The following is a 13,389-nucleotide window of genomic DNA, read 5'->3' on the forward strand; positions in this document are numbered from 1 at the left end:
TCTTGGCGTTGCCTACCGAATGATCCTCGCTGACTTCACGCAGGGGAACGATCATGAGCTCACAGCGCCTCATCGCCGCATCGTGTCCGGGGACACCGGCCTCAGCCCTCCGGCTGGTCGCCGCCGCGCCGCCGGCGGCTGAAACTCGCCGGCTCGTCGAGCGCCGTCTGCGCGACGATCGCCCTGCGCATTTGCGCTACCTCGTCAAACGACTGCGCTCGCCCGACGACGCCGAGGACGTCCTGCAGGAATTCGCACTCAAGGTGACGCTGGCGGCGGGCCGGCTCACCGACCCGGGCAAGGTGGACGCCTGGCTCGGGATCGCGCTTCGCAACGCCCTGTTCGATCGTTACCGCCGCAACGCTGCCCGGGCCCGGTTGACGGACGCCCTGGACGCCGAGCCCCGATACGATGAGGCGGACGGACCGGACGATGACATCCAACGCCCGCTGCACTGTCTCGAGCGGGCCCTCGCCGATCTCCCGCCGCAGACCGCTAGCCTGCTGCGCAAGGCCGAACTGGAAGAGATTCCGTTGGCGACGATCGCCGCCGAGATGCGACTGACCGCCAACAACGTCGGCGTGCGGGTGCACCGGGGCCGCGCCGCGCTGCGGCGGCGGATGCTGGCGAACTGTCAGAGCTGCCCGGAGCCCTGCGCCCTGTCAGCAGCGGCCACCGCCCGCTCGGCTCTGGCGGGGCCTCTGGAGCTTCAGGCTTCAATCTCGATCAGGTCGGCGTGCGACGCCGCATAGTCGAGGGCGTAATCCAGTTCACCCGGGGTTTCCGCGTGGACGGTGGCCAGAGCGTCGCCGGCCGCCACCTCCGCGCCGAGCCGGACGTGCATCTCCAGGCCGGCGGCCTTCTGCTGAGGCGCGCCGGCCAGCTTGGCCAGAGTCGAAATCTGGCGGTTGTTGACCAGAATCACCCGACCTGATCGCGTCGCCCGGATCACGGCGCGCCGCTCGGAAGTCGGAGGAATCCGCATCCCGCCCTGGGCTTCGCATATCCGCTGAAACTTCGCCCAGGCGCGACCATCGGCGATCACCGCCTCGGCGGCGCGCGCCCCCTGACCCGCAGCGGCCTGGCCGGCCAGTTCGAGCGCCGCGCCTGCCAGGAGGCACGCACGGACCCGCAGGTCTCCGGGGGCCCCGGGCCGATTTTGCAGCACGGCCAGGATGTCATGCGCCTCCAGCGCCGGCCCGATGCCGACGCCCACGGGCTGCGCGCCGTCCGTCTGCAGGCATCGGGCGCTGAGCCCGAAATGGCTCGCAACGGTCGTCAGTCGCGTCGCCAGCTTGTCGGCCGCCTCTTGCGATCGCACCTTGGCGGTCGGCCCGACAGGAATATCCAGCACCACATGTGTCGCTCCTGCCGCGATCTTCTTGGACAACACCGATGCGATGAGCTGCCCCTCCGTATCAACGTCGAGAACCCGTTCGACGCGGATGAAGATGTCATCCACCGGACTCAGCCTGACCGCCCCGCCCCAGACGACGCAGCCGCCTTCCGCCTCGACCACCCGCCGCATGGCCGGCACATCGAGGTCGACCGGGGCCAGGGTCTCCATGGTGTCGGCGGTTCCGGCCGGCGAGGTGATGGCGCGCGACGAGGTCTTTGGCATGACCAGGCCGCTGGCGGCGAGGATGGCCACCACGATCGGCGTGGTCCGGTTGCCCGGCAGGCCGCCGATGCAGTGCTTGTCCATGACGACGTCCGACGGCCAGCTCAGGCGGTCGCCGACGTCCACCATGGCGCGGGTGAGCGCCACGACCTCGGCGTCGTCGAGCGGAAGCACCGAGGTGGCGGTCAGAAAGGCCGCGAGATGGATGGGCGTGTAGCGTCCAGCCGCCACATCTTGGATAATCCCCTGGATCGCGCTCTTGTCCAGCCGCGATCCATAGATCCGGCGACGAACGCTGGACATGGACTCGATGGCCGGAGCGTGGCGCACCGCGACGGGATCGCCCGGCGCCACCTCCAGAAGTCGCCAGGCCTCTTCAGAGAGCGCCGCCTCGTCGAGGCCGAGGATGTCCCCGTCCATCTGGTACAGGGTGGCGTAGATTTCCCGGCCTCCGGCCGAGAGCAGCACCTGGGAGCGGGACGACAGGCCCTCCGAGCGGCAGACGGGGCAGTCGCGCCGCATCAGAACGATGGATTCGTGCTGGGCGTGAAGGCCGAAGCGACGCGCCTTCAGGGAGGGAACAGCGGCGTGGGTAGCGTCGGACACGGTCACAGGTCGTGGCGCTCCATCATTTGAGGAATGACGCAGTCCCATCCGAAGCGATCCTGGATGCGAACGCGCAGCGCGTCTGAAGCATGCGGTTCGCCGTGAACGATGAAGGTCTTGCGCGGCGGACGCTTCAGTCCCGACAGCCAGCGCAGGATTTCCTCGGCGTCGGCGTGGGCGGAGAGCATCGGCAGGTTCGCGACCTCGGCATTTATAGGCACCCACTGGCCGTGAATCTTCACCTCCTGGGCCCCCTCGACCATCGAACGCCCGCGGGTTCCCGCCGCCTGGAAACCCGAAAACAGGATGGTGTTGCGCCGGTCCGGGCCGAACGCCTTGATGTGGTGGAGCACCCGCCCCCCGGTGGCCATCCCGCTCGCCGACAGGATCACCTTGGGCATGGGGCTGGCGGTGATCTCCTTGGACGCCTCCACATCGCGCACATAGGTGGCGACGGCGCAGATGGCGTCGCACACCTCCGCCGGCATGCGGTGGTCTTCCAGGTGCGCGTGCAGAAGGTCGGTGGCGTTGATCGCCATCGGACTGTCCAGGTAGATGGGCGTCAGGCCGATCCGCCCGGCCTGCTTCAGTCGCCAGATGTGGTAAAGGAGCGACTGGGCCCGGCCGACGGCGAAGGCGGGGATGACCACGGTCCCGCCGCGCGCGGTGGTTCGTTCTATGACCTCGCCCAGGGCTTCCGTGGGGTCCCGGGAATCATGGCGCCGATCACCATAGGTCGATTCCACGACCACATAGTCGGCCTCCTCCCCCGGCTCGGGATCGACCATGGTGGCGTCGCCATAACGGCCGAGATCACCGGAGAAGAGTATCTTCGTTCCGTTCCAGGTCACCTCGGCGGTCGCCGCCCCGAGGATGTGCCCCGCGCGGCGAAGGGTCAGTCTGGCTCCGCCCGGCAGCTCTACGGACGTATGGAACGGGGTCGAGACGAAGCGCTCCATCGCGCGTCCGGCGTCCTGCACGCCATAGAGCGGCAAGGCCGGCTTGTGCTTGCCGTAGCCGTAGCGGTTCGTCTGCTCGGCGTCCTTCTCCTGGATATGGCCGCTGTCGCGCAGGATGATCTCCGCCACATCCCGGGTGGCGGCGCTGGCCAGGATGGGCCCGCGGAATCCATCCTTGACCAGTTTCGGCAGGTAGCCGGAGTGGTCCAGGTGGGCGTGGGTCAGGATCACCGCGTCAATGCTGGAGGGCTTGACCGGGAGCGGGGCCCAGTTCTGCTCGCGCAGGGTCTTGAGGCCCTGGAACAGGCCGCAGTCGATCAGGATGCGGCGACCGTCGGCCTCGAGCAGGTGTTTTGATCCGGTGACGGCGCCGGCGCCGCCGAGACTGGTGAGACTGATCACAATGGAGATCCTTCCGGGGGTGAGACTTGCAGGATGCGGGGGTGGGCCTCGCCGCGGACGGCGGCCATCTCCCCTGGCGTCAGCACGCCGGCGGCGTCGCCGAGCAGATCCGCGCAGGCGACCGCGGCGTGGGCCCAGGTGCACCGGTTGGCGAACAGCATGCCGGGCGTGTCCAGGGTTCCCCCGCGACTGAGATAGCCCAGCGCCCGGGTCCGGCGGGGGCCGCCGTCGAGGCGCCGCAACAGGCCGAGCATCGGCTCGGGCCGCGTATGGGTGAGGATGAGGCGCGGCAGGCGCTCGGGGAAGATCTCCTCGAGTTCGGCGGTCGACGCCGTATGCCGCGCCTCGATTTCATCGCGCGGCGCCCGGAACCGTCCGGGCTCCAGCAGGGCCGTGACGCAGGTTCTGCGCCCGGTTCGCTCCAGTCGCGCGGCGGCGGCGATGGCCTCACGGGCCTGATAGGCGCCGATAGCCACGATCTGAATATCGGCCGCAGCGAGATCGCCGTGGATGACCGCGGCGCCACGCGCCCACAGGGCTTCGGCGGCGACGGGGTCGACAAGGCCAGGCACGATCCGCTTCGGAACGACAAGACAGGCGACCTCCCCTCGGCCGCCGTAGACGCCCCTGAGCGCCGCCACGGCGGTGTTGGCGTCGATCGGAAACAGAACCCGGGCGGTGTCGGACATCTCCCCTAGCAGGGCTTCGGCCAGGGTGGGGTCCTGGTGGGACTGTTCATTCTTGCCATTCTCCCAGGTATGGGAAGTGGCCAGGAGCGGCACGCTGAGCCATTGCGGCGGCGCGTCGATCTCCCGCTGTCGCCGCGCGAAGATGATCTCCTGGCGCAGGAGACCCAGCATCTTCACGGCGAAGGCCTCATAGCTGACGATCAGACTGAGGCCGCCCTTGTTGCCCAGGGCCGCGCCTGCCACCGCCTCCTCGTTCAGGGCCGTGATGACCGCGCCGTCCACCGCCTCCGGCAGTCCCGGCTCGGGGCGGTTCACCCGGTGACGCAGCCGTTCGAGGGTCCGTCCCATTCCGTTGCTGCGCAGTTCGTCCGGATTGCCGAGCCGGACCCGCAGCCCCGGATTGGCGTCGATGAACGGCACGAACCATTCGTCGATCGCCTGCATCGGCGACTGCGGTCCGGCCGACCAGGACGGGACCGGACGGGTCGGATCCGCCGGAGCTCGCCGGGCGGCCGGATGGCCGCTCTCGAGGGGACGGCGCTGCAGGTCGTGGGTCGCCAGAGCGCCGAGCGCGGCCTCGAGTTCCCCCGGGGGCACGAAGAGGGCGGCCGCCGCCGCATTGAAGGCGGCGCGCGCCGCCTCGTCCGTGCGCGGATTCCCCTCCAGCGGCAGATTGTGCGCCCGGTTGGTCCCGGCCCCGGGAAACCCGAAACCCTTCACGGTGCGGGCGATCACATAGGGCAGGCGTGCGGGATAGAGGCGCTCCCGATCGGCGGTGAAACGCTTCAGTCGCTCCTCCGATTCCAGAATGGCCCAGGCCACGGCGGCCGGGTCGCGGCCGTCGATCGGGATCGGATCGAATCCGTTCAGACGCAGATGGCGATCAAGCCAGCACTCGCCGCCGTCCTGGGCGATCTCGGTGCGTTCCTCGATGCGGCGGCCATTGAGGATCATGATGGGGGTGACGAGGCCGCTGTCCTCCGCTCGCCACCAGCGCGGCGACCAATCAGAGCCCCGCTGTTCCTCGAAGGCGCCGTCGCTCAGAAAGGCGACGAGGCCCTCCCCGCGTAGCGGCATGTGGACATATTCGAGTTCGGCGAAGCCGAGGTAGCCGCCCTCGGAGACCGCACCCGCCGTTTCCGGGCCGGAATGACTGCCGAGGGGAACCCCCGGGCGGCCATCGGGGCCGATGGCGTAGCTGTAGAAGTCGGACGCCAGCTGGGACAGGCTGGCCTCGGACCGATCGTATCGACCCTTCTGTCCCGGCGAAACGTCCCCGGTCAGAGCGTTGACCGCCTCCACGGCCGCGACGCAGTGGCCCTGGCCCATGATCCAGGAACGCGTTCCCCCAGACAGCGCATTGGCGAGCAGATAGCCGACGAAGGCGGGCGCCATGTTCAGCGAGCCGCCGGTGTGCCCCTCCGGAGACGCCTTGAAGGCCTCGGCCGGCAAGGCGGCGCCCGACAGGTCGACCCTACGGGCGTAGGTCATGTGGGCCACCATCCACATGGCGGCGCTGGCCAGCCGATCGGCCGCGGCCAGCATGCGATACACCGACTCCTCGTCGGGCCACGCGCCGCGCCGCACGAGGCGCTCGGTCGCCGCGGCCAGTCGCTCGACGGTCTCCGGGCTTCGCACAAACGCTCCGTAGCCGCCCCGCCATGTTTCCGCCCAGCGCATCGAATCCTCGCCTTCCGCAAACGTTCCGGTCCTGAACCGGTCGCGCGTATGACGCCGCTCGCCTGGAATCCTTACGGCCCGGCCCATCAACGCGCCGGCTTGCCTGCGGTCCGCCGGAGCGACATAGTGAATACTCGCCCAACAAAACGGATAACGATATGTGCCTGTCGGCGCCCGTGAGCTTTGCCGCCGCCGCTTTTCTGATCCCGTCCGGCGGCTTCACCCTGGCCACGACGCTGAAGCGCGACCGGCGCTACGCAATGCTGGCGGCGCTGCCGATCCTTCTGGGCCTCCAGCAGCTGATGGAGGGCTTCATCTGGTTGACCGGCTCGGGCGTCGAGCCTGGAGGCGCGCGCGTCTATTCCCTCGTCTATATGTTCTTCGCCTGGGTGGTCTGGCCGATCTGGCTGCCGGTTTCGGCCTATTTCCTTGAGCCGCACCGCCGGCGCTCTGCCTTTTTGATGTTCGCGCTCGCTGGCGCCGCCCTTGGTTCCGTCCAGTTCATTCCCTACCTGGTCCACGAGGGATGGTTGCAGGTCACCCTGCTTCCTCGGGCCATTCGCTACAGCGACACTGAACTGCTCGACGCGGTTATCGGACGGCCGATGACCTACCTGGCCTATGTCGCCCTCCTCATCGTCCCCCTGTTGCTTTCGACCGATCGCACGGCGAGGCTGTTCGGCGGCCTGGTGGCGCTGGTGTTGGCGATCACCGTTAGCTTCTTCCAATGGGCCTACATTTCCGTATTCTGCTTCGGAGGCGCAGTAGCGTCACTATACCTGATCTGGGCGATCTACCGGAAACCGGCCGCGATGCGGGCGACCTGCTGAGGCAGAGGTCACGGCGTTTCATGCGATCCGCGGGTCCGCTCGGCCGCGCGATGGCCGTCTTCCAGGGGACGAATTTCACAAATGAGCAGCACCCTTCGAACGACAGGGCAACACGGCATGCGACTGATAATTCCGCTTCCCGGCAACGAAATATTCGCGCGCCGGCTAGCCGAAGCCGGCGGGTGGGAGTTGGGCGCGATCGAGACCCGGCGCTTTCCCGATGGCGAGAGCTATGTCCGCATCCTTTCCGACGTCGCGGACAAGATGGTCTACCTCGTCTGCACGCTCGCTCGACCCGATGACGGTTTCCTCCGCCTCGTCTTCGCGGCAGACGCCGCCCGCGCGCTCGGCGCACGCGAGGTGACGCTGATCGCGCCCTACCTCTCCTATATGCGCCAGGACCGACGCTTCCAGCCTGGCGAGGCCATAACCTCCAAGACATTCGCGCGCCTTGTTTCCTCGACCTTCGATCGCCTCGTGACAGTCGATCCGCACCTGCACAGGTATCCAGCGCTCTCCGCGCTCTACACGATCGCCGCCCAGACGCTGCACGCCGCGCCTCTCCTTGCAGACTGGATCGCCGCAGAGGTCGGTGAGCCCTTGATCATCGGGCCGGACGAGGAGAGCGAGCAGTGGGTGTCGGAGATCGCCAGGCGCATCGGTGCGCCTTATGCGGTGCTGCGCAAGGTTCGGCACGGCGACCGCAACGTCGATGTCGAGGTTCCTGACCTCTCGCAATGGAAGGACCGCTATCCGGTCCTCGTCGACGATATCGCCTCGTCAGGGCACACCCTGATTGAAGCCGCTCGAAAACTGCCGCTTCAGGGCTTCCCGCGACCGGTCTGCGCGGTTGTCCACGGCGTGTTCGCGGAGGACTCCCACGAGCGACTGAAGGAGCTCACCGACCGGATCGTCTCAAGCGATTCCATTCCTCACGACAGCAACGCCATCGGGCTTGCGCCGCTGATCGCTGCGGCGATCGCCGCTGAAGGCGCTCAGGAGGGCATCATCCGGCGCCGTCGTCCCCCTAAGCCCCTCGATGAAGTGGAGCGGGCAGGCGTCGATTCATTTCCGGGCGGCGTCGACTGACGGTCGTTCATCGGAGCCGGCGCAATGCAAGGGGATTCCAGAGGCGGTCCGCGCCGACGGCGATCCTGGGGCCGCCGTCGGCTTTCGGTTCGCTCAGAACCAGGCCTTGATCCCGACCACCAGGCGCGTCGCATCCACGTCGTCGCCTCGCGCCCTGGCGTAGTCGGCTGTGTCGCCGAACGAGCGGCTCCATTCGGCCCCGACATAGGGGGCGAACTCCTTGCGGATTTCATAGCGCAGGCGAAGCCCCGCCGTGACCGAGGTCAGACCAGAACCGATCTCCAGTTCTGGAATGTCGCTGGCCGATAGGGCGACCTCGATGGCCGGCTGCAGGATCCACTTCTGGGTGATGCGCTGATCATAATCAGCCTCGGCGCGGGCGGTCAGGTCGCCTTTGGTGGAGAGAAACGCGGCGGCGCTCATCTCGAACCAGTAGGGAGCGACGCCCTGGACGCCGACAGTCAGATGAGTGGTGTCCTCGCCGTCGGGACGGAAGTCCTGGCGCACACCCGCCTGTACGTCCCAAAAGGGGGCGATGGCGCGGCTGTAGAGGGCCTGAACCTCGGCCTCGTGCAGCTTGCCGTCGAACGCCCCCTCCCCCTCGGTCTTCCACCAGAAGCGGTTGATGTCGCCGCCGGTCCAGCCCTGGGCGTTCCAGCTATAGCCCTTCTCCCCATCGCCGAAGCTGGATTCAATCGAGTCGATCAGCACGGCGGTCGAGCGAATGTCGCCGTTCTCGACCAGCAGTTGCTTGCGCGAGGCCGCCATGACGGCGGGGTCGAACAGCAGGTCCGCCGCATGGGCGGGCGCGGCGCGGGCGGCGGCAGGCGGCGGCGTCTCGACCATCCGTCCGCCGACAGCGTCCACGCTGGTCGGGATGTTGGGCGCGCCGCCCGCCATGCCGCTCATGTCGTGGCCAGCGTGGGGATCGGCGACAGGCGCCTGGCCCATGTTGTGCCCTGCATGAGGATCAGCGGCAGGGGCCTGAGCCGGCGCCGCCTGCATCCCGCTCATGTCATGACCGGCGTGCGGATCGGCCGCAGCCGCCGGAACCGCGCCCATGTTGTGACCGGCATGAGGATCAGCGGCAGGCGCCTGGGCTGGAGCCATCTGCATCGCGCTCATGTCGTGCCCGGCATGCGGGTCAACCGCCGCTGGAGCCGGGCTCATGTTGTGACCGGCATGAGGATCGGCGGCAGGCGTCTGGGCCGGAGCCATCTGCATGCCGCTCATGTCATGCCCCGCGTGCGGGTCGGCCGCCGCCGGAGCGGCACCCATGTTGTGACCGGCATGAGGGTCAGCGGCGGGTGGCGTGGACGGAGCCGCCTGCATGCTGCTCATGTCATGCCCCGCGTGCGGGTCGGCCGCAGCCGCCGGGGCCGCAGCCGCCTGCATCCCGCTCATATCGTGGCCAGCGTGCGGATCGGTCGCCACCGGCACCGGAGGCGTGGCGCGCCTAGGCTGAGGGGCGGCGGCACGAGGCTTGGGCTTGGGGGCGGGCGTCGGCCGGGCTTGCGGAGGACGGGCGGGCGCGGCGTGGGCGCCGTGGCCGCCATGGGTCTGGGCGACGGCCGAACCGGCGGCCAGCATCAGGGGCAGGACCGCGACAGCGGCGAACAGGGCGCGGCTCATCGGGCGGCTCCTTCCAGCGGACGAACCGTGACGACGTTGAACATCCCCGCGTGCATGTGCATCAGCAGGTGGCAGTGGAAGGCCCAGTCGCCCGGCGCGTTGGCGGTCAGGTCGAAGGTGACCTTGCCGCCCGGCGCCACATTGACCGTGTGCTTCAGCGGCTGATGCCCGTCGTGGCCGTTGACCAGCTCAAAGAAGTGGCCGTGCAGGTGGATGGGGTGGGCCATCATGGTGTCGTTGACCAGGGTGACGCGGACCCGCTCGTTCAGTTCGAACCGGATCGGCTCGACCAGTTCCGAGAACTTGCGTCCGTCAAAGCCCCACATGAACCGTTCCATATTGCCGGTCAGGTGGATTTCCATGGTGCGGGACGGCGGGCGCGTGTCCTTGTTCGGCTCAAGGGAGCGCAGGTCGGTATAGACCAGGACCCGGTGATCGACGTCCTGCAGCCCTTGCGGACGGTCGCCCAGACGGTTGGCGGGCGCGGGCGCGATGGCGTCTACCCCGACGCCGACCGCCATGTCGGCGGGGGCGTTGTTGGGGTCACGCATGCTCATGGCGCCGTGGTCCATCGGCGCGGCGGCGGCTCCGGCTGTGGCGGCCGCTGCTGCTCCATGGGCCGAGTGGTCCATGCCAGCCATCGAGCCGTGATCCATGCCCCCCATGCCCATGTCGGTCATGGTCAGGTTCGGCACCTTGCGCAGGGGGGGAACCTCGGCGGTCATGCCCATACGCGGGGCCAGGGTGGCGCGCCCCATGCCCGACCGGTCGATGGCCTCCGACACGATGGTGTAGGCGCGGTCCTCGGTGGGACGGACGATGACGTCATAGGTCTCGGCGACCGAAATCTGGAACTCGTCCACCTCGACCGGGCGCACATGCTCGCCATCGGCCTGAACCACGGTCATGGCCAGACCGGGGATGCGGACGTTGAAGATCGACATGGCCGAGGCGTTGATGACGCGCAGGCGCACCCGCTCTCCGGGCCGGAACAGGCCGGTCCAGTTCTCTTCGGGTCCGTGGCCGTTGATCAGATAGGTGTAGGTGGTGCCGTTGACGTCCAGGATGTCGCGCGGATCCATGCGCATCCCGCCCCACATCCGGCGCTCGGCCAGGCTCATCCCGTCCGACCCGTCCAGCAGGCCCGCCAGGGTGGTCTTCTGCATGTTGAAGTAGCCGGGGCTCTTCTTCAGCTTGGCCAGGATTTCGTGCGGATGCATGAAGCTCCAGTCCGACAGGACCAGCACATGCTCGCGGTCATAGCCGACCGGATCGACGCCCGCCGGGTCGATGACGATGGGGCCGTAATGGCCCATGGCCTCCTGCAGGCCCGAATGGCTGTGATACCAGTAGGTGCCCGACTGCTTCAGCGGGAACTCATAGACAAAGGTCTCGCGCGGCTTGATGCCGGGGAAGCTGACGCCCGGCACGCCGTCCATCTGGAACGGCAGCAACAGGCCGTGCCAGTGGATCGAGGTGTCCTCGTCCAGGGTATTGGTCACTGACAGACGCACGTTCTGGCCTTCGCGCATCCGCAGCAGGGGCGCGGGCAGCAGGCCGTTGATCATGAAGGCGTGGCCCGTGCGCCCGCCCACGGTAAAGCTGGCGTCTCCGACGGTCAGGTCGATGTTGGGTCCCGTCAGGGTCGGCAGATCGGCGCGCAGACCAGGGGAACCCGACTGGGCCCAGGCCGGCAGAAGCCCCGAAAGGCCAAGCAGCCCGCCGCCCGCGGCCGCGCCGCGCAACAGGGATCTGCGATCGAGAGCCATGCTCGACATATGATGGATCATCCTTCCTTGAACGCACTTCACGACCGACGACTTCGGCGTGAGCTTCACAGGGTATTACGCACCCGCACGCTCCATCCCTTGCGACAGGTCGCCACACAAGCGCTTGCGAAGTTCGCTTCAGAAGAATTCAAGGGGGTCATATGTGGAGACGCCGGAGCACCCAGGCCCCAAACCCTTGCGGCGGCCCGCGTCAGGAGCGTCGCTGTCCCTTCTCGACGACGAACGCAGCCGCCTAGAGGCGCTTCAGGATCGCCTGCATCTGAGCGATCTCATCGTCCTGGGCCCGGATGATCCGATCGCACAGGGCGATAATCTCCGGATCGCGGATCGAGGCCTGCTCGCACATCAGAATCGCGCCGGAATGATGCGGGATCATGGACCGGAGGAACTCCTTGTCGCCCACCCCCGCCTGGGTCCGCATGCCGACAAAGGCGAGGACGAACACCGCCGCGGCACCGCCGACGATCGCCAGATTCAGCTTTCGCGAGGGGTACATGGACCGCATGAACCAGAGCATGAGGATCGCCATGGGGGTGACCATCATGAGCGTCATGTAGACGTTGTTGAGGTTGAGGTAGAAATGATCCAGCGTGGCGATCATTGTATACATGACGAGATACATGACGATGAAATCGAGAACCAGCTCGATCCCGAACGACCGGTATTGACCCTTGTTCACGTCGCGTCTCCTACGTCCAGATTCGATTTCCCTGCACACGCAGCGCGTCAGGTCCCCCAGCTAACCCATACTAAAAATCATGGTTCCAGCCGTTGACCTTCCCATAAGGGTAAGGATTAGAACCGGCAGGCGTTCATTTTTGAAAGGTTCGCCCATGTCCGCCCATGTTCCCGGGACTTCCGATCTACAGGTGCTCCACATTCCCAGGATACGCTGCGGCGGCTGCGCCGCCGGCGTCGAGAAGGCCATCCACGCCGTGGACGCCTCCGCCGCCGTCAAGGCCGACATCGAGGCCCGCCGCGTCGAGGTGACGACTGCCGCCGACCGTCAAACCCTGCTGACCGCGCTGGACGCCGCCGGCTATCCGGCCGAGGCCGCCTGACCATGAACAAGCTCAAGCTTTCCGCCCTCGCCGCCGGCGTCGTCCTCCTCGGCGGCGCGGGCTTCCTGCTGAACGGCCTGCCGACCGTGGCCCATGCCTCGGACATGACCGTCTACAAGAGCGATTCCTGCGGCTGCTGCGGCGGCTGGGTCGAGCATATGCGCAAGGCCGGCTATACGATCCGCGTCGTCCCCACTGACGACCTGGCGCCGGTGAAAGCCCGCCTGGGCGTGCCGGAAGCCCTCTGGAGCTGCCATACGGCCGTCGTCGACGGCAAGGTGATCGAGGGCCACGTCCCCGCCGCCGCCGTCAACGCCTTCCTGAAATCGCCCGGCGCCTCGCGCGGCATCGGCGTCGGCGGCATGCCGACCGGCTCGCCCGGCATGGAGGCGCCCGGCTACGCCCCCGAACGCTATGACGTCATGCGCTTCGGCGCGGGCCAGCCCGCCCGCTTCATGACCTTCGAAGGCGCGACGCCCGTCCGCTAGCCCCCCTGCTCCGCTATGACAGATGGCCCCGCCGGCTAGCCGGCGGGGCCTTTTCGTATCTCCCATCGCGGACCAGACCATCGCCTGCGGCGCCCTCTCCAGGGGGAGCCTTCAGGGATAGATGCAATTGAGCCATCGACCTCGACCAGGTGAAAGACGCGCTTGATCGCCCGCTCAACCGGAATGTCCGGCCTACTCAGGCCGGATCGCAGTCACTTCGGGTTCGCGACCGCGTACAGTCACATCGAACTGGACGCGCTCGCCTACCTCGCGAATTTCGCCTTCGCCCGGCATCGTTTCGGTTGGTCGCGTCGAGCCAGAACTCGCCGTCGCTAGATCTTCGTGGGCGGCGACGACCAGTAGGTCGAAGCCCGAGAAGTAACGGCCGACCGGGTCGTGGCCCCAGTCGCTTCGCGCATATGACCCGTAAAGAAGGACCTTGAGGATTCTACCCTTCTCCAGGGCTCTGCGCGGCATGTTGAAATCGCATCGTCGAACGTCTCCCGGATCACCTCGACCAGCACCTCCAGCAAGCATTCGGG

At 67.6% G+C, this 13,389-nt stretch carries 11 protein-coding genes; 5 read left to right on the forward strand and 6 right to left on the reverse strand.

Annotation, left to right across the window (positions count from 1 at the left end):
• Positions 1-53: 53 nt before the first annotated feature.
• Positions 54-752, forward strand: coding sequence for an RNA polymerase sigma factor (locus BJP32_RS00560; protein ID WP_076222515.1), 699 nt, complete (start codon positions 54-56; stop codon positions 750-752).
• On the opposite strand, the gene BJP32_RS00565 is transcribed toward BJP32_RS00560, so the two are convergent.
• Genes BJP32_RS00565 through BJP32_RS00575 form a run of 3 tightly spaced genes read right to left on the reverse strand, consistent with a single transcriptional unit; the run spans position 710 to position 5,957 of the window.
• Complete coding sequence (locus tag BJP32_RS00565; RefSeq protein ID WP_076222777.1) at positions 710-2,227, reverse strand: thymidine phosphorylase family protein; 1,518 nt, start codon at positions 2,225-2,227, stop codon at positions 710-712. The two genes, BJP32_RS00560 and BJP32_RS00565, sit on opposite strands and share 43 nt — an antisense overlap.
• Before the next feature lie 2 nt (positions 2,228-2,229).
• On the reverse strand, positions 2,230-3,588 hold the full coding sequence (locus BJP32_RS00570; RefSeq protein WP_076222516.1) for an MBL fold metallo-hydrolase RNA specificity domain-containing protein: 1,359 nt from the start codon (positions 3,586-3,588) through the stop codon (positions 2,230-2,232).
• Positions 3,585-5,957 carry a xylulose 5-phosphate 3-epimerase gene (locus BJP32_RS00575; protein ID WP_076222518.1) on the reverse strand — a complete coding sequence of 791 codons (2,373 nt, stop codon included), beginning with the start codon at positions 5,955-5,957 and terminating at the stop codon, positions 3,585-3,587. The genes BJP32_RS00570 and BJP32_RS00575 overlap by 4 nt, the downstream gene beginning before the upstream one ends.
• Positions 5,958-6,115: 158 nt before the next feature.
• On the opposite strand from BJP32_RS00575, the gene BJP32_RS00580 reads away from it, so the two are divergent.
• Together BJP32_RS00580 and BJP32_RS00585 are read left to right on the forward strand one after the other, a co-directional pair.
• The gene (locus BJP32_RS00580) at positions 6,116-6,787 is read left to right on the forward strand and encodes a DUF6629 family protein (protein ID WP_076222520.1); all 672 of its coding nucleotides are present in this window, start codon (positions 6,116-6,118) and stop codon (positions 6,785-6,787) included.
• A gap of 81 nt (positions 6,788-6,868) precedes the next feature.
• Positions 6,869-7,876 (forward strand): ribose-phosphate pyrophosphokinase, encoded by a 1,008-nt coding sequence (locus BJP32_RS00585; protein ID WP_223850722.1) that lies wholly within the window; start codon positions 6,869-6,871, stop codon positions 7,874-7,876.
• Between the two features lie 93 nt (positions 7,877-7,969).
• Here the strand turns inward: BJP32_RS00585 and BJP32_RS17550 are convergent, their stop codons facing one another.
• The 3 genes from BJP32_RS17550 to BJP32_RS00600 form a co-directional block, all read right to left on the reverse strand.
• Positions 7,970-9,508 (reverse strand): copper resistance protein B, encoded by a 1,539-nt coding sequence (locus tag BJP32_RS17550; protein WP_233126651.1) that lies wholly within the window; start codon positions 9,506-9,508, stop codon positions 7,970-7,972.
• Positions 9,505-11,277, reverse strand: coding sequence for a copper resistance system multicopper oxidase (locus BJP32_RS00595; RefSeq protein ID WP_003164957.1), 1,773 nt, complete (start codon positions 11,275-11,277; stop codon positions 9,505-9,507). The genes BJP32_RS17550 and BJP32_RS00595 overlap by 4 nt, the downstream gene beginning before the upstream one ends.
• Before the next feature lie 253 nt (positions 11,278-11,530).
• Entirely contained in the window at positions 11,531-11,977 is a 447-nt protein-coding gene (locus BJP32_RS00600; RefSeq protein ID WP_003164958.1) for a DUF305 domain-containing protein, read from the reverse strand.
• 190 nt (positions 11,978-12,167) lie between these two features.
• On the opposite strand from BJP32_RS00600, the gene BJP32_RS00605 reads away from it, so the two are divergent.
• Both BJP32_RS00605 and BJP32_RS00610 read left to right on the forward strand, forming a co-directional pair.
• Positions 12,168-12,359, forward strand: a complete 192-nt coding sequence (locus BJP32_RS00605) for a heavy-metal-associated domain-containing protein (protein WP_233126653.1) — start codon at positions 12,168-12,170, stop codon at positions 12,357-12,359.
• Positions 12,360-12,361: 2 nt separating this feature from the next.
• The gene (locus BJP32_RS00610) at positions 12,362-12,847 is read left to right on the forward strand and encodes a DUF411 domain-containing protein (protein ID WP_003164960.1); all 486 of its coding nucleotides are present in this window, start codon (positions 12,362-12,364) and stop codon (positions 12,845-12,847) included.
• The last annotated feature ends 542 nt before the right edge of the window (positions 12,848-13,389 follow it).

It is taken from the genome of Brevundimonas sp. ZS04, assembly GCF_001956865.1.
Lineage (GTDB): Bacteria > Pseudomonadota > Alphaproteobacteria > Caulobacterales > Caulobacteraceae > Brevundimonas > Brevundimonas diminuta.